Origin of the sequence: Anaerosporobacter mobilis DSM 15930 (assembly GCF_900142955.1) — a bacterium.
Lineage (GTDB): Bacteria > Bacillota > Clostridia > Lachnospirales > Lachnospiraceae > Anaerosporobacter > Anaerosporobacter mobilis.
Window position 1 is genome coordinate 136,055 of record NZ_FRCP01000011.1, and the last position, 18,952, is coordinate 155,006.

Sequence of the window (18,952 nt, forward strand, 5' to 3'; positions counted from 1 at the left end):
ATAGAGAAAAGAAGAATTCTAATTTTCATAAGGATTCTTCTTTTTTATTTACCGTTGCATTGCGGATTGCGAACAAATGTACTATAATTGTAATTAATTGAAAGAGGCTTAATATAGTATTAGTTACGAAAGGGATTGCAGAATGTACAAGATTGTTGATCATGTTATTAAAGTTTCTGTACGAAATCTTGTTGAGTTTATTCTCCGAAGTGGGAATATTGATAATACACAGGTAACGACAGCAGACGCCGACGCGATGCAAGAAGGCAGTCGTATTCACCGTAAGATTCAAAAGCGAATGGGAAGTGAATATCAAGCCGAGGTACCGCTTAGCATAACTGTACCTGCATTTAGTCTAGACGAGGACTATACGCTTTGTGTGGAAGGACGTGCAGACGGTATTATCCACACAAGTAAATTAAATGAAGATAATAACTTATATGAGAATGTAGTAATCATTGATGAAATAAAAGCCATATATATGGAACTTAGCTTCTTAAAAGAGGCATCCCCGGTACATCTTGCGCAGGCTATGTGCTATGCCTACATTACCGCTAAGCAGGAGAAACTTGACTCCATTGGTGTAAGGATGTCTTACTGTAATATTGAAACGGAGCAGATGAAATATTTTGAAGAGACCTATACCTATTCTTTCTTAGAATCATGGTTTAAGGATTTGACTTCTGAATTTGCTAAGTGGATGGAGTGGCAGTGTAATTGGATGCAGAAACGAAATCGTTCTATTAAAGGTATAGATTTTCCGTTTCCTTATAGAGAGGGGCAAAGAGATCTAGTAACAGGCGTATATAAAACAATTATTCGTGATAAGAAGCTTTATATCGAGGCACCAACTGGAGTTGGCAAGACTATCTCAACTGTGTACCCATCTGTTAAGGCTATAGGTGAGGGCTACAGTAATAAGTTATTCTATATGACAGCTAAGACGATAACAAGAACTGCCGCGGAGGATACATTCCGTATCTTGCAAGACAAAGGTATGCAGCTGAAAGTAACTACGATTACAGCGAAGGAGAAATTCTGTATCTTAGAAAAGACTGACTGTAATCCAGGGGCTTGTGAAAGAGCAAAAGGACATTATGACCGTGTCAATGATGCTGTATACGATTTGATTACCCATGAGAACGCCATCTCGAGGGAGTTGATACTAGAATATGCAGAAAAGCACCTCGTTTGCCCTTTCGAAATGTGCTTAGATGTTACGAATTGGTCAGATGCAGTAATTTGCGACTATAATTATGTATTCGATCCTAATGTATATCTTAGAAGGTTCTTTGCGAATGACACAAAGAATGATTATATCTTCTTAATCGACGAGGCGCATAATCTTGTTGAGCGTGCTAGAGAGATGTATAGTGCACAAGTATTTAAACAACATTTTCTTGACGTGAAGAAATTTGTTGCTGGATATAGTAAGAAGTTAACAAAACGTTTGGAAGCATGCAATAGCAGCATGCTCAAATTAAAGAGAGACTGTGAAGAGTGTGAGATTGTTGAAAGTATAGGTGACCTTGTACTAAATCTGATGAGACTACTTGCTGAGTTTGAAGAATTCTTGGTAGAGTGGAAGAATTTTGATAATCGAGATCGTTGTATGGAGTTATATTTGCAGGTCAGACATTTTCTTAATATGCATGAGCTGTTAGATGAGAACTATCTTATATATACGGATTATGATGAGAAGGAAGGATTTCGAGTACGGTTACAATGTATGAATCCTGCAAGAAATCTAGCAACTTGTTTAGCAAAAGGAAAAAGTGCAATTTTCTTCTCTGCAACTTTGTTACCGATTCACTATTATAAAGACCAATTAGCAGGATCAGAGGAGGATTATGCAATCTATGCACCTTCTCCATTCGATAAGGAAAAGCGTTTACTTGTTATCGGCAATGATGTTAGCACCAAATATACGAGAAGAAATCAGAGTGAATATCAAAAGATTGCATCGTATATAATCCAGTTGGCGGGTGCAAAAGTAGGTAATTACATGGCATTTTTCCCTTCTTATCAATTAATGAATGAAGTCGGGAAAATACTGGAAGAAAAGATTCTTATGGGGGAACTTAAAGCGCAAGTTGAATTGCAACATAATTCTATGACAGAGCGGGAGAAGGAGCAATTCCTAGAAGATTTTGTGGAAGATCCAGATGAAACGAGAATTGGCCTGTGTGTAATGGGCGGAATCTTTAGTGAAGGAATTGACCTACGTAGCAATCGTTTAATTGGAGTGATCATTGTAGGAACAGGACTTCCTATGGTGTGTAATGAGAGAGAGCTCTTTCGTTCTTACTATGATAGATGTAATGGCAATGGCTTTGATTATGCGTATCTATATAATGGAATGAATAAAGTATTACAATCCGCTGGGCGTGTTATTCGGACGCAGCAAGATCATGGTGTTATAGTATTACTAGATGAGAGGTTTACCAATAGGCAATATCAGAATCTGTTTCCTAGAGAATGGTTCCCTCATGAAGTGACGGGGTATACGAAGTTCCCATCTTTGGTTGAGAAGTTCTGGAATGAAGTGAGTATAAGTTAAGAAAGTAGCTATTCAGAGATCTAGTGAATGAGCTTGCTTTATAATAAGTCAACTGGATAGCTATGAGTAAGACTTTATTTTTAGAAGAAAGAAGGATAAACATATGAAGAAGAAAGCAGCAATATTTGATTTAGATGGAACAATTGCAGATACAGTAGAATCAATAGCATATGCAACGAATGTGACATTAGAATCATTAGGACTAAAAAAAAGACCAGTTGAAGAGTATAACTACTATGCTGGTGATGGCGCAGATGTATTAGTTATGCGTGCTTTAAAAGCGGCAAGTGAGAATGAGGAGCAAGCAGAGGCGTTATTCCTACGCGCCAAGGATAAATATAAAGAAGTGTTTTTAGAGTACTGTATGTATAAGGTGAAGCCTTTTGATGGAATGGTTGAGTTACTTGGTGAATTAAAAGCTAGGGGAATTAAAATTGGTGTTTTATCTAATAAGCCACATGATAGAGCGGTAGATGTGGTGAATGAGCTTTTTGGAGAAGGATATTTTGACCTTGTTTGTGGGCAAAGAGAAGGAGTACCGAAAAAACCAGATCCAAGCGGTGCAAGAAAGATGTTAGAGGAATTTGATATAGGTCCAGCGGAATGTCTTTATGTTGGGGATACGAATGTAGATATGCAAACGGGTAAGAATACTGGAATGTTTACCGTTGGTGTATTATGGGGCTTTCGTGACAGAGAGGAATTAGAGAACAATCATGCGGACGCTATAATTGCACATCCGCATGATTTGTTAGAATATATTGATTCGTTATAAGTAAGTTTTAGACATAACGCAAACTTCGCATCTGAAGATTCATGGAGTAGTTAACTGCTATCAATGAAGTCATTTATGTGCGATGTTTGGGCGAGTAACGATATTACCAATTAAAATGTTTTCTACCTTCTAAAAATTCATGCCGTTTGAGATGATAATATCTACTATTAAGTAGAAAGAAGAAGGAAGATCCAACTAGACCGCCAAGTACACCGAGTAATATATGTTCAACATCTGCAACTTCATGAGCAATATACTGTTTACATACTTCCATTACTATAGGTAACAAGAAAAGTAAGAATAGTCTTAGTATGTGCCCTTTGTTTTTGAATAATAAGCTAATGTAGAACCCATAAGGTAATGTAATAAGAATGGAAACGAATATATACTGAATGAGTGGACTAATATCAGTTTGATTATAGATGGAATCTTCGATATAGCAAGCAATACGATAAAAAGGTATTACATTGCGATAGCTATCTTGATTAATCGACTGCCACATTGTGTCACTGATACAGGGCAACGTAATGGGTTTTATAACAATAATTAGTGCCAAAAATCCAATATAATAGATGATAAATTGCGTTGTACTCTTGTTAAAGAAACTAGTAAAATGAGCATACTGTTCTCTTGAATCATGAAGGTCATGTAAGATGGAGCAGATCATAGGCATTAACCAATTAAGTAATACAAGAATAAGTAGTTTTTGACTATATTCCAAAGAGAAAGTATCTCCATTCATGTAGATAAATCCTATAATACATGAACTGAATAAGACAAGAATAAAGCTATATAAGAACCCTGAGTCAAAACTTTTGGATGTTCGAATGAATATACTAGTACAAAGTATGAGAATAAAACTAATTATAACAAGTGATAGTACAGTGTTGGCGCAATAATAGATTATAAAGAACTCAAGTCCCAAGGTAAGTAAACTTATAAGGTCAATAATTGTAGTGAGTCGCACAGAAAGTCGATTCATTTATATTCACACAACCTTTCTTTTATTAATTATCTGGCGAAAAACTTAATAATCTTTTGTTCAGATACCTAGAAGGATTGGATTATTAAGCACTGGAATATTATAAAATTAATTAATGGGTAATGTATATCTAATACTAATTTACTATAGAATTAAATATTTGTATAGGGCAAAAATGGATAAATTGGTAAAAAATGATGAACATAGGGTTCGCTATGCAGTATCTAGTTAAGGAATTTATACTAGAATATGATAAACTTTTTTAGGAATTTATAGTAACATAAGGTATTCGATTTTTGGAGAATATTACATTTGTAAAAAAGAAGAGAATCCTTTAAAGTAAATAGCAAGTATATGTTTGGTGGTTACGTGCTTATTGCAAGGAAAGGATATATTGAATGAAATATTATAAAAGAGTTTTGATTGCGATTATTGGTATCTTCTTTGTAGGACTCGGTATTGCGTTTAATGCGGGAACCATGTTTGGGAATGATCCGATTGCAATATTATATGATGGCATGCGTAGTGTGCTAAGAATGGAACCAGAACAGTTGGGATTGATATCTAATATAATTAATGTAGCTATGATAGTTATTTTATTCTTTCTAGGGAAAAGATACATTAATATCGGAACCTTGATCTATATAGTACCATTTGGTTTCTTTGTTTCAATAGGGACGTATCTTTATAATGTGGTAATAAATCAAAATAGTTTTATACAAAGAGTTATAGGTGCAATAATCGGATGTTCTGCAACGTATTTTGGAGTGTCACTATTCATAGTTGTGGCTATTGGACTTGACCCATTCACTGGAGTAGTTATGGCAATAGCAGATAAGATAGGTTGGAACTTTAGAAAAACAAAAATATGTTTTGATATAGTAATGGTGTTAATCGGATATCTAATGGGTGGTACATTAGGTATAATCACGTTACTAACAGTAGCGACAGCAGGACCGGTAATCCAATACTTCTCAGATGTGATGAAAAAATATATAAAGATAGATAACGAAATAAAGTAGTAAAGTGGAAGCAGTCAGCCTGTCGATAAGGTTGGCTGTTTTCTGATATTCTCTAATGAAAAAAGCAAAGAATTAATGTATAATGTAACTAATGAGAAGCAGCTTGCTGCTTCTAGGGCTTGAACGAAGAGAAAGACCGTAACTCCGTAGGAGTCATTAGTTAACGAGGGAAATTACAAAGTAATTTCTCGAGTCTATTGTAAAAAGATGAAGAAATAAGCAAATGAGAAGCAGCTTGCTGCTTCTAGGGCTTGATAAATGTGTCAAAGTGCGTTAGGTAAGAAGTTATGATAAATATGGCTGGAGTTTTGCGATAATAATAGATCAGACAGAAAGAAAGGAGTGAATCCAATGAAATTTATTCATACAGCAGATCTTCATATAGGAAAAGTAGTGAACGAGTTTAGCATGTTAGAAGAACAAAAACATGTTTTAAACCAAATACTTACCATTGTGAAGGAAGAGAAGGCAGATGGCTTAATCTTAGCGGGTGATATCTATGACAGGTCCGTTCCATCTGCAGAGGCGGTGGTTGCCTTGGATCAATTCCTAAGAGAAGCAACAAAACTAGGAATACAGATTTTTATGATTAGCGGGAATCATGATTCTCCTGAGAGAATTGGTTTCGCTCAGAGCATATTAGTGGACAAAGGATTACATATTGAAGGTATGATACGAGGTAATATGAATCCTGTTGTAATGGAGGATGAGTATGGTACACTAAACATCTATATGCTTCCATTTGCCAAACCAGCAATTATAAGACATTTATACCAAGATGAAACCATTGTAACTTGCGAAGATGGTGTACGTAAGATGATTGAAGAATCTAACATAGATGCGAGCAAGCGTAACCTAATGATTACCCACCATTTTGTTACCAATACAGGTAAACCACCGGAACAAAGTGAGTCGGAATCGAATCTGTTACTAGGTGGAGCGGAGAATGTAGATGTAAGTGTGTTTGAAGCATTCGATTATGTAGCACTTGGGCATATACATGGACCACAGCGAATGGGAAGAGATACCATACGATATAGCGGATCACCTATTAAATATTCGTTTTCGGAAGTTTTTCATAAGAAGAGTGTTACCATTGTTGAGCTAAAGGATAAAGGCGATGTAACCCTATCAGTAAGAGAGCTTAAACCAATTCATGACATGAGGAAAATAAAAGGTACATTAGATGAACTCATGAAAGAAGAAGTGTATTCGTTAGCGGATGTTAATGATTATCTTCATGTAACCTTATTAGACAAGCAGGAATTATTTGATCCTATGGGTGAGCTTAGAAGTGTGTATCCGAATGTAATGCAGATTACGTTTGAGAAGAATGAACGTAAAGAAAATGAAAATAGTGTGAGTATAACAAGTACACGGAGTAAATCAATCTATGAACATTTCAGAGATTTCTATGCAAGTGTTGCAGGGGAAGAGCTAGCTGGAGAATATGATTCTTGCATGAAGGACGTGATTGAAGAGGTTGGAGGTGATATCGGATGAGACCATTACAAGTAACTATTGAAGCTTGGGGTCCCTATAAGGATAAAGTAGTTGTGGATTTCACTAAGTTTAATCAAGGAAGTTTGTTCCTAATAACTGGTCCGACGGGAGCGGGGAAAACAACGGTATTCGATGCTATAACCTTCGCCCTTTATGGAGATGTAAGTGGTAAGACAAGGGAGAAAGGAACACTTAGAAGTGATTTCGCCAATGCGGGAGAAGATACGTATGTAGAGTTGTTGTTTGAACATAGGGGGAAGAAGTACCGTGTGTACCGTGCACCCAAATATGAACGGCCTAAGAAACGTGGAGAAGGAACAACAGTGTCGCAAGAAATTGCAGAACTGTATATCGAAGATCAAACTCCGATTGTTGTAATAACAGAAGTCAATCGAAAAATTGAAGAACTGCTCGGGATGACATATCTTCAGTTTAAGCAGATATCCATGATTGCACAGGGAGAATTCTTAGAATTGCTTGTTGCAAGTTCCAAAGACCGTGTAGAAATCTTAAGAAATATATTCAAGACCAATCAATATGAGAAATTACAAAGGGCATTAACAGACAAAGCGTTACGCTTACAACGAGAGTTAACGGAACAAAATAACCGTCTTGATGAAATCATGAATACAATCGAGTGTAATCGTGACGATGCAGAGGATACATTAGCACAGTTGCTTGTGGCACCACCCTATCATTATGAACGGATTCTGACCATTTTGAAAGAGGGAATGGCCGATACGAAGAAGCAAGAGGCACTGTTAGAGACTAGTATTAAGGAATATGAACAAGCAGAGAAGGTATATATCGAGAAGATTACAAAAGGTGAGAAAATTAATGAAAGTCATCAAAGACTAGCAAAGTTAGAAGAGGAGTTACAACAACTAGAAAGCCAGAAAGAAGTATTCGTAACTAAGAAGCATAGATTAAATCAGGCACTGCAAGCAATGAATGTAGAATCTTATGACAAGATGTATGAAGCTTCCGTTGTTCGGTATAACACAGCCAAATCAAAGTGGGAACAAATCAAAGCAGAACTAGAGACTGCTTTACCAGAATATGAAGCTAGGAAGGTAGAATTTGAACAAGTAGGCCTTCTTGAGAAATCCTTGTTAGAAAATCAGATGAAACAGAGGCAAATTGAAAGTTATCTACCCCTTGTCGTTGAAGTGAATAACTTACAAGAGAAGATAGCGTTAAGCAACAAGGAAATTACTGCGCTTCAAATTAAACAAGAAAATCTGAAAAGCAAGCAAGTGCAAATAGAAGATAATCTTAAAAAGTCAAAAGAAGAATTTGGTTTATATGAGAATGTAGAAGTTTTAATTGAACAAAATAAGGCAAGTCAAGAGCGCCTACGGATTCAATTAACAAGGATTAAGGAAGTGCAAGCCAAGAAGGAAGTGCTTGATGCAACAATTCATAATAGGGAAATGAAAATACCAGAATTTAAGAAGGCAGAGCAAGAATCCTTAGAGGCAAAAAAAATATATGACGAGAAAGAAGCACAGTATCGCAGTGCGTTAATTGGTATCGTGGCAAGGGAACTTGAAGAAGGTAAACCTTGTCCTGTATGTGGCTCTACTTCGCATCCTATGAAAGCTACAGTTGCTGATACAGCACCAGATGAAAAAGAATTAGAAGAGTATAAGAAAGTAGCAGAGCAAAAAGCGTTACTGTATAAGGAGTGGTATTCTACGTTAGCTGCTTTATCAGAGAAAGTGAATACACTTCAAAGTGATTTTGATACGGTCTGTAAAGACAATGAAGTAGCTTCAGAACAGATAATAGAGATGATTGAAAGGTTACATCAAAATCAAGCGGCATTAGAGGAACAAGCAGCAACCTATCAAAGGAATCAAAAGCGAAAAGCAGAGCTAACAGAAAGTATTACGAATCTAGAGAGGTTAACGAAAGAACAAGAAGACATATCTATAAAATTAGTACATCAACATAATCTTATTGTACAAGAAAACAAACAGATTGCTGAACAAGTTGAGCAAAAGAAAGCCTTGCTACCTACAGAATATCAAAATAGTAATAAAATCTCAGAGGCCCTTGAACAGATAGCTTTGCAAGTTGAAAAACAAAAGCGACAGATTCAAAAAGTGAGAGAAGTATACGATGCGGCAAAGACGAAGTACGAACGATTACTTGCTCTTCGAAGTGAACGAGAGGAAGAGATGCGTATGGTACATGCGCAGGGGAAGGTAGAAAAGGAAGCGTTAGAAGCAGCTTTACGAAAGTTTGGATTTGAGTCAAGAGTGGCATACAAAGAAGCTTCTATGGAAGAAGTGGAGAGAGCTGCCTTAGAGGATGAGATCAGAAACTATATAGAATCTTGTAAAGAAAAAGACGCTAAGATGAAGACATTACAAGAGACATTAGGCAAAGAAACTGTGATTGATGTGGAGGCATTGAGAGAAGAGCACAAAGCGTTAACCATGAAGAAAGAGAAGGTTGTTGAAGAGAAACAAGCATTCCATACGAAACAAACAGTGAACGAGAAGGCTTATAAGTCCATGAAAGAAAAATTGGCTAAGCGTTCCGCTTTAGAAGAGGAATACGGAATAGTGAAGCAGTTGGATAACATCACGAAAGGAAATAATCAAGATCGTCTCGTATTCGAACAATATGTATTGGCATCGTATTTTGAAGATATCTTGGCTGCTGCTAATCTTAGGTTATTACTTATGACTAGTAGTCGTTATGAATTGCTTCGATCTACAGGAGTTAGCGACGCCCGTAAGAAAGATAGCTTGGATATCGAAGTGTTAGATCACTATACTGGTAAGAAACGTTCTGTCAAATCCCTTTCTGGAGGGGAATCCTTCAAAGCGGCATTATCCCTAGCACTTGGTATGTCAGATATCATCCAAAGTTACGCTGGCGGAATAGAGATTGATACCTTATTCATTGATGAAGGTTTTGGTTCTCTTGATACAGAATCTTTGGAACAAGCTTTAGAGACGTTATCAAAATTAACTGAAAAGAATCGTCTGATTGGTATAATTTCTCATGTGGGTGAATTGAAAGATAGGATTAATAATCAGATTGTTGTGGAACGAGGGAAACATGGTAGTACACTTGAGATGAAAGTCCTTTAGGTCTGTGAATATTGATACTGCTATCTAAGAAAAAGGCATTGGAAATCTAGAATAATATAATTACTTAAAAAGTAACGATTTAAGACTAATGTTATATTAGTTTTAAGTAGTTACTTTTTTGTTTTCTTATAAAAAGATATAAAATGAATACCTAAAACAAAAAAAAGATATGTAAACAACTATCAGAAACCAATAAGATGAGATTATATAAAGAAAAGGAGGAGATATTTTTGAAGGTAAAAAAACGTATAGTGTCAGGGGCACTAGTATTAGCAATGCTGTTGTCAACAGTCGTAAATGATACAGCGTTTAAGAGGGTGAAAGCCCAGGAAGTAGCAGTACCAGATAATATGTTAGTAAATGGGGATTTAGCAACAGATTTGACGGGGTGGAGTAACTTTAGTGAAAATGCAACTTTAACACACGAGCCATATAAGGCAATTTTTGATATCAGAGAAAATATGGCAGATTGGCAAATTAGCCTATATCAAGTTGTTAATGCTATTGAGACTGGTAGCACCTATTGCATCAGTTTTGATGTTTTAACAAGTGTAGACCGAACCGTTATATTCGGATTCGATGGTAGTAGGGATTACACTTCTAAGACGATTCCTGCGGGGGTTAAAACTACAGTATCTTGTGAGGTAACGGCATCGACTCAAAAATTTATGATTTATCTAGGGACGAATGTTGGAGCACATAGGGTAGAAATCTCAAACATTAGTTTATTTCCAAAACCAGTTGATTTACCGAATGATGAGAATGACCAAACACCAGACCCGATTACAAGTTTAGATGGTCTTAAACTAACACAAGGTACCGTACTTAAGAATGGCAGTTTTGCATTAGGAACGAATGGTATGGAGGGCTGGAGTACATATGCGGTAGATTGGATGAATACATATAATGTAGTTCGCTATTCCAAGGTAGCTAATGGTGTAAAGGTGTGGATTACTAATGTGGGAGATGGTGCGGGTAATGTTCCACAAGACGCCAAATTTTATCAGAATGTAAAGTTAGCTGCAAGTAAGGTATACACCATTTCTTTTGATGTACATTCTGAGAAGGCAAGGAGTATACAGATATCTTTAGATGCAAGAAATAATATATTAAGTAAGACAATAGCAATACAAAAAGGTGAAACAAGACATGTTAGTTTTAATATACCTGCGCAATCTTCGGATACAACCGCCGTATTCAGCGTCTTAATGGGAAGCGTTGGAAGTCGTGAAGTTAGAGAAAACAATCTTACATTCTCTAACATGAAGTTAGAAATCAATGGGTTTACAAGGCTTGTTCAACTTATTGATGACGGAGACTTTTCAAATGGTATAGGAACATTTACATCACAAGGCAATGTTATCGTAGATGCAGATAGGGAAAAGTCCGCAAAACTTACGATAGGTGCAGATGGTATGTTAGAAGACGTATCCTTTAATAGAGGGGGATTGCAAATCGCTGCAAATCAAAGTTATGATATTAGCTTTGTAGCTGGGGCAAGACATAACAGAGATATACGGGTAGTGTTAGAGGATGCCTTAGGAGAAGTAATTGGACAACTAGACTATACACTGACAACAGATCCCGTGCGTTATACGATGCAAGTGAATACGACGAAAGAAATTGTAGGCGGTACTCTAAGATTTATGATCGGTGGGGTAGCAGATACTGTATATATTGACACGATTAGAATGGATGCTACAGGATATGCGCAAGTACAAGGTGTGGATTTAGAAGCTCATGATATAACAGAGCTTATTAAGCAGAAGCCACCTATTATCAGTGAAGATACCGATGCAGTAGTAGGAGATAATGTTACCCTTACTTTTCCGGATGATGGAACGTACCAAGTAGGAATTGATTCTATTACCGTTAATGGAGAGGAAGTACAGGGAACTAATTTATGTTCAGTTCAAGCTGGGAAAATAGTTCTAGATCAATCTTTATTCACGATAGAGGCGGGAAAGGACCGTAGCATATACGAAATCGTTATTCAAGCGCCATGGTATAGTGAAACAGTAATAAAGCAGGTTATCTATCCAAATAGAATATGGAATCTTACTTGGTCCGATGAATTCGATGGGACTGGTAATAACCTAGATTCTAATAATCTTGATTTATCGAAATGGTCTTATCAAGAAGGAAATGGTGCAGAATACAATGTAGCAGGTTGGGGAAACAGTGAATTAGAGTATTATACAAGAGATAATATCAAAGTAGAGGATGGTACCTTAAAGATAGAAGCTAAGAAAGAAGAGAAAGGTGGACAACCTTATACATCTGGACGTATTTGGACGATGGCAGATGATAAAGTAACAGCGCTATTCTCACAAAAATACGGTAAATTTGAAGCAAAGATTAAGATGCCAGGAAAAGAAGGCAGCCAAGGTTTATGGCCAGCATTCTGGATGCTTCCGGCTGATACGGAATATGGCAGTTGGCCTTTATCTGGCGAAATTGATATTATGGAAGCAAGGGGAAGAGAGCCAGACAGAGTAGATGGTACCATTCATTTTGGACAGCCATATCCGAATAATCAGGCTATAGGTGATTCATATGTTTGGGAAGAAGGAAAAGGTTCCATTAACGATTATCATGTATATTCATTAGAATGGGAGCCGGGCGAGTTACGTTGGTATGTAGATGGTGAACTATACTATACAGAAAATAACTGGTACAGCCTCTCAGATGAGAATCCAGTAGATTTCGCTTACCCAGCGCCGTTTGATCAGGAATTCTATATAATCCTTAACTTGGCAGTGGGCGGAACCTATGATGGTAATCTTATCCCAGACGATTCCGTAATACCAGCAGAGATGTTGGTGGATTATGTAAGGGCATATGAATACACTGGAGAATATGAGGTGCCTGTAAAGCCAACGCTTCCTAAGGAAGAGATTCCAGCGGGTGCAAAAGTTCCGAATGCCCAAGGGGATTATATAGTAGATCCACAATTTAATAATGTGAAGATTATTAAGGATTATGCGACAACGCAAGACCCTAAAGGATGGAATTTTGCAACACTACCTGATTTTGGTGGAACTGCAAGTTTCAAGAAGGTGGAAGAAAGTGGAATTACCCTTGGAGAAATTGATATAACTAATAGTGGTAACGCAGCTTATTCTATTCAATTGATACAAAATATTCCCCTAGTGAAAGGACGCTATTACAAGATAAGCTTTGATGGAAAGGCCGAAAAAAATAGGGAGTTATCAATTAAGTTCGGCGATGTAGGGGATGATAAATGGGGAGTATATGGCTCATATAGTCCAACATTAACGAAGGAACTGGAACATTATGAATATATTTTCCAAATGGGAAGTGAAACGGATGTTACATCAAGAATAGAGTTTAACTTAGGATTGAATGCCACATCTGTTTGGATTGGTAATGTTAGTTTCACCGAAGTAGACGGTATAGTTATTGATGATGATTGTATTAAGAAGCCATTAAAAAACGGAAATCACATTTATAATGGAACTTTTGATCTTGGTAATAGTCGATTGGTATACTGGAACCTAAACCAAGTGGATGGTAAGGTTAACAATAATGAAGTTGTATTAAATACATCAGCAAATAATATGGAATCGTTGAGCCAGCAAGGTATAGAATTATTACAAAAGGATACCTATAAGCTTGTCTTTGATGGCAGTAGTAATGTAGAGAGAGATATTAAAGTAAGGTTTAGTAGTGCAGATGATTCTGTGATCTATGATGAACAAACAGTTTCGTTAAGTACAACAATGGAGAAACATGCTATTACTTTCAGTATGCCAGCAGGGATTACTGACAAGAATGGAAAGGTAGCGTTCTTAGTGGGAGGGACTTCGTCTGTCATCAATATTGATAACACGATATTGACAAGGGAGACAAATCGTAACGTAGATTTTAGTGATATAAATTGTTACCCATTACAAAATGGTGATTTTGAAGAGGGGACTACTGGCTGGAGTACTTATGGAACGAATGTATCCGTTGTTAAAGAAGGTGAGAATAAGGTTGGAAAAGCGGTAGGAGCAGCTGGAGGACAGACGTATGAAAGTATGTTGATGTATTCCGATTTAGAAGTTGTTAGTGGCTTTACCTATAACTTCTCCTTCCGAGCAAAAGCCAATAAAGCAGCTGATATATCGGTAGCAATGGAAGATGAGTATTATAATCGACTCTTTCCAGGTACAACTCTACACCTTACTACTGAGTGGCAAACATTCTCTTATGAGACCAAATTCAATGTAGATGCTGTTGTTACATTAAAGTATCTATTAGCTGGTACGGGATCACAATTAGATTTCTATATAGATGATGTTGTGTTCGAAATAAAGGGAGCGCCTAAAAAGTCTGGTACCTTAACATCAAAATCTGATTTGAATTATGTAGATAGTGATCTTGTTTTTAATAGTTCTGGGGATAAGGAGTGGATTCAATCAGCAGAATTCTATGTAGATGGAGAACAAGTTGAAGGATTGAAGATTTCAGTTGAAGATTCCACTGTAACACTGGATAAAACACTGTTCAAAGAAGCTAGAGTGTATGAAATACTTGTAAAGGCAGAGGAGTATTCTAATTATCATACTACAATTAAAGTATATGGACATGATAAGAATCTGTTATTGAATGGTAACTTTGATTATGGACTTAATTCTTTTGAAACTTATGCTCATCAAGGCTGTGCGGATTTTACTGTTGAGAATGGATATCTTAATATTCACTCTAAATACCAAGCACTGGAGAATAATCAACCAATTACTTGGTCCGTTCAATTAGGACAGAGTAAGATTCCTGTTGTACCAGGTGATGAATATATCCTTACTTTTGTAGGGTACTCGACGGTAGACAGAAAAGTTATCTTGGAAGGAATCAATAATAAGGTTGTAACAATTACGAAAACGCCGCAAGTGTATCAAATTCCGTTTACTCCGAATACATTTGATTTGAGCTTGAAATTCCTTATGGGGACAGTAGAGCAGACTGGAGATAAAGAACATAATATTTATCTTGCCAATTTTGGATTATATGCAAAGGCTGATTATCATGCTACAGAAATTACAAAGCCTGGAGAACAATTAGATGCACCTTTACAGGTATTTGCAGAAAATGCTTCTAATGGAATTGCACTACACATTCTTCCAGCGTTATCAACTCCAAGTGGTGTATTATATCAGATATATATTAACGATAAGTTAGTAGAACAGACAGAGTCTACAACATATCTTTACGAAACGAAGCTCACAGGAATGTGCAAGATACAAGTAAAAGTTGTAAAAGATGGATATAAGGATTCAAAGGTAAAGGAAATTACCATTCAATTAAGGGATGTGTTTGCACCTGATATACCGAATGATTTCACAGTAAAGTCTGTAGCAAAAGGCGAAGTAAATATATCGATTACACCACCATATGATAATGTAGGAGTAGCTGGTTATCTGATTTATCTAGATGGTGTAGAATATGCTAACAGTAGCACGGCAGAAACCAAATTAAAAGGAATAACACAAGGCGAGCATCTGATTAGTATAAGAGCATATGACATAGCAGGAAATAAGTCTGGTATGACAGTAGGTAAGTTGATTTATGTGGCTGGTGAAACCACGGGTGAAGGCTCACAAGGCGGTGGTTCTACAGGTGGCAATACGAATGGTGGAGATTCAGGACAGAGTGGTTTGAATGCAATTTGGTCTCAAGTACTTGAGACGTTGAAGCAAATAAATGGGAATGCTAAACCTACTGATATTGTAGCTTTGAATGATGCAATTATACCAAAAGAGATTTTAGTAGCAATGAAGGATAAACCAGTACGTCTGCTTATTGACATGAATACATATTCATGGAGTATTAACGGAGAATCAATTAAAGATGTACAGATGGAGAAGATGTACAATTTAGCAGTTACAGAGCTTGAAGAAGAACAATTAACAAAACTGCAACAAGTAATTAATAAGGCAAAAAAAGAGAATAAAGTGGATGTATTGACGGTATTAAAAGAATTCAAAATAAATCATAATGGTGCGTTACCATTTGAAGGAGAGTTAAACTTACCACTAGATCTCAAATATGCCAATACATATGTATATATCTACTATTGGAATGAAAAACTTGACAAACTAGAACTTAAGGATATTGTAAAAGTAAATAAGGCTGGAGAGGTTGTTATACCATTTAACCATGCTTCTTCCTATATCATTACCGAACAGGCATTATTACAACCAAGTGTATCTTCCAAATTAACGTTATATACAAAGCGTCAGAACAGTATAGCTGTGAACAATGTAATTAAAGAGGCACAAATCACATATAAGAGTAGCAACAGTAAAATTGCTTCTGTTAATAAAGATGGTAAAGTGACAGGAAAGAAGGCAGGTAGTGCAACGATTACTGTAACAATCAAACAAGGTGGTAAAAAATATGTTTGTAAGTCTAAAATTACAGTAAAAACAAGTGTCTTTAAATTTAACAAAAAGACGAGTCAGCTAAAAGTCGGTAAGAGCTTTACATTTACACTAACCAATAATGGCTACCCTAAGGATGTAGTTTGGTCAACGACGGATCCTTTAATTGCAACTATAACTAAAAGTGGAAAGCTGACTGCGGTGAAGACTGGTACGGTTACAGTGTGTGCAACGGTAGAAGGAAATACCATAGTATGGAAGGTCAAAATTATAAAGTAAAGGGAAGAATGGAATAAATATAGTTATAATAATAAATTAAGATATAAATCTATAAAAAATATAATTTACTGCTTGACTTTCTAGTCGAAAACCAATATAATATCAAAGTACTTACGACACAGTGCTGTTGTTAAGTACTTTGTATGGGATCATAGCTCAGCTGGGAGAGCATCTGCCTTACAAGCAGAGGGTCATAGGTTCGAGCCCTATTGGTCCCATTACCTAACAAAATATAGTTAGGGACAAGCTAATGACAAACAAATATGGCGGAGTAGCTCAGTTGGCTAGAGCATGCGGTTCATACCCGCAGTGTCGGCGGTTCAAATCCGTTCTCCGCTATTATAAGTTGTAATAAGACGTCAAGTAATAGGAATACTATTACTTGACGTTTTTGTTTTATGATTATATTATGAATGTAGAAGATGCAAATGTATCTTTGGAAAACAAGATGATATTAACTACTTAGTATGTAGTTGTGAATAACATATATTTATTAGAGGTCGACGTTGCCGTCGATCTATGAGAAGGAGGATTTGAGATGCGCGTAGGAATGGGATATGATGTCCACAAATTAGTGGAAGATCGAGATTTGATAATAGGTGGAGTGAAGGTTCCATATGAGAAGGGCCTGTTAGGGCATTCGGATGCAGATGTATTATTACATGCAATTATGGATGCGTTACTTGGTGCAGCGGCACTTGGGGATATAGGAAAACATTTTCCAGATACGGATGAACGGTTTAAGGGAGCTTCAAGTCTTACATTATTAGGCGAGGTTAAAAAGTTATTAGATAATGAGCTTTATGTAATAGAGAATATCGATGCTACTATTATCGCACAGAAGCCTAAGATGGCCCCACATATTGAACAGATGCGTGAGAATCTAGCGAAGACCTTACAAATCGATGTGAATCAAGTTAATATAAAAGCAACAACAGAAGAGGGGCTTGGTTTTACCGGTGAAGGTAAAGGAATCTCTTCACAAGCAATATGTATGCTTACAAGTGTAAGCAATTATGCATATGATCATATAATGGAGACCTTCCAACCATCTGGAGGATGCAGTGGATGCAGTGGTTGTAGTGGTTGCAGCAAGAAATCGTAATGGTAAAATTAATTATGTTGTTGACAAATCTCGAAATAATGAATAGAATATAGCAAGGCTATTATTATTGGTCTATAGTTATATATATGGACATATATTAAAATAATAGACACTTAAATTCAATTATATATAGAAAAAGTGAAGAACAGAAAAGTAGCAGATACAAAGATATCAGAGATGGAATGTCACCGGCTGTAAGCATTCCTTATTGGAGTATAGGAGATTCTACTTAATTATTATGATTAAGTCTGTGAAGTGCATCTGGGAGCTGATTTGGTGAGGAGTGATCTTAGCTAAGTCCGGTAGCAGCCGTTATATGACAATAAGATGTTAATTTAGAACTGTTTACACCTTTTACGAAGGGAGCCAGTTCATTAATAAATATAGAGTGGAACCGCGAATGAATCGCCTCTGATATGTGAATGCATGTTAGAGGCGATTTTTTTGCTCTATTAATCCCACAATATTTAAGGGAAGGAAAGTGGTTTTGAATGGGATTTGTTAAGTTTGTGAAGGAAGAAATACAGTTAATTAAAGAACGTGACCCAGCGATTAAGACTCCAATGGAAGTTTTCTTGTACCCAAGTTTTAAGGCAGTAATGAGATACCGCGTCGCTCATAAGTTATATTTAAAAAAACATTATTTCTTAGCAAGATGGTATTCTCAAAGAACAGTTCGTAAAACAGGTATTGAAATCCATCCGGGGGCAACAATAGGAAAAGGGTTATTTATTGATCACGGTAATGGTGTTATAATAGGTGAAACAGCCATTGTTGGTGACAATGTAACTTTGTATCAAGGTGTTACGCTTGGTGGTACAGGTAAAGAAACAGGTAAGAGACATCCTACCATCGGTGATAATTGCATGATTAGTGCTGGTGCTAAAGTTTTAGGATCTTTTACAGTTGGTGCGAACTCGAAGATCGGTGCAGGTAGTGTTGTATTATCAGAAGTACCACCGAACTCAACTGTAGTTGGTGTTCCAGGAAGAGTAGTAAAACGTGATAATATGAAGATACCTTGTGAAGATCTTGATCAGGTACATTTACCAGACCCTGTACTCAATGATATATCAAAACTAGAAGCAGAAAACAAATCATTACGTGAAGAATTGAATACCCTTAAGAAACAAGTTGCTGAGCTAGTTAACAAAGCGAAATAAGTGCGCTACAAAAGATTCACGTATGTCTTTAGGTATACAAAGATTAGCTAGTGTCTAAAGTTATTATAGT

General features: G+C 36.5%; 9 protein-coding genes and 2 tRNA genes. 10 read left to right on the forward strand and 1 reads right to left on the reverse strand.

The window, feature by feature from the left end; translation table 11 throughout:
• Positions 1 to 142 precede the first annotated feature (142 nt).
• Positions 143 to 2,560: an ATP-dependent DNA helicase gene (locus BUB90_RS11220; RefSeq protein ID WP_073287704.1), complete on the forward strand. Its 2,418-nt coding sequence runs from the start codon at positions 143 to 145 to the stop codon at positions 2,558 to 2,560.
• Positions 2,561 to 2,663: 103 nt separating this feature from the next.
• Entirely contained in the window at positions 2,664 to 3,335 is a 672-nt protein-coding gene (locus BUB90_RS11225; RefSeq protein WP_073287706.1) for an HAD family hydrolase, read from the forward strand.
• A gap of 103 nt (positions 3,336 to 3,438) precedes the next feature.
• Here BUB90_RS11225 and BUB90_RS11230 read toward each other — a convergent pair whose 3' ends face one another.
• The gene (locus tag BUB90_RS11230) at positions 3,439 to 4,077 is read right to left on the reverse strand and encodes a VanZ family protein (protein WP_073287708.1); all 639 of its coding nucleotides are present in this window, start codon (positions 4,075 to 4,077) and stop codon (positions 3,439 to 3,441) included.
• 638 nt (positions 4,078 to 4,715) lie between these two features.
• Between BUB90_RS11230 and BUB90_RS11235 the strand changes: the two genes are divergently transcribed.
• The 8 genes from BUB90_RS11235 to epsC all read left to right on the forward strand — a co-directional run bounded on the left by BUB90_RS11235 (position 4,716) and on the right by epsC (position 18,882).
• Positions 4,716 to 5,339, forward strand: a complete 624-nt coding sequence (locus tag BUB90_RS11235) for a YczE/YyaS/YitT family protein (protein ID WP_073287711.1) — start codon at positions 4,716 to 4,718, stop codon at positions 5,337 to 5,339.
• A gap of 351 nt (positions 5,340 to 5,690) precedes the next feature.
• A complete protein-coding gene (locus tag BUB90_RS11240) occupies positions 5,691 to 6,842 on the forward strand; it encodes an exonuclease SbcCD subunit D (protein ID WP_073287714.1) in 1,152 nt (383 codons plus the stop codon).
• Positions 6,839 to 9,949, forward strand: a complete 3,111-nt coding sequence (locus tag BUB90_RS11245) for an AAA family ATPase (protein ID WP_073287716.1) — start codon at positions 6,839 to 6,841, stop codon at positions 9,947 to 9,949. Before BUB90_RS11240 ends, BUB90_RS11245 begins: the two co-directional genes overlap by 4 nt.
• A gap of 230 nt (positions 9,950 to 10,179) precedes the next feature.
• Complete coding sequence (locus BUB90_RS11250) at positions 10,180 to 16,614, forward strand: carbohydrate binding domain-containing protein (RefSeq protein ID WP_073287718.1); 6,435 nt, start codon at positions 10,180 to 10,182, stop codon at positions 16,612 to 16,614.
• A 145-nt stretch (positions 16,615 to 16,759) separates the two neighbouring features.
• Positions 16,760 to 16,832 (forward strand) — tRNA-Val (locus tag BUB90_RS11255).
• 47 nt (positions 16,833 to 16,879) lie between these two features.
• Positions 16,880 to 16,953: transfer RNA gene (locus BUB90_RS11260), tRNA-Met, on the forward strand.
• A 199-nt stretch (positions 16,954 to 17,152) separates the two neighbouring features.
• The gene (gene ispF / locus BUB90_RS11265) at positions 17,153 to 17,719 is read left to right on the forward strand and encodes a 2-C-methyl-D-erythritol 2,4-cyclodiphosphate synthase (protein WP_073287720.1); all 567 of its coding nucleotides are present in this window, start codon (positions 17,153 to 17,155) and stop codon (positions 17,717 to 17,719) included.
• A 491-nt stretch (positions 17,720 to 18,210) separates the two neighbouring features.
• Positions 18,211 to 18,882 (forward strand): serine O-acetyltransferase EpsC, encoded by a 672-nt coding sequence (gene epsC, locus BUB90_RS11270; RefSeq protein ID WP_073287722.1) that lies wholly within the window; start codon positions 18,211 to 18,213, stop codon positions 18,880 to 18,882.
• Positions 18,883 to 18,952: the final 70 nt, after the last annotated feature.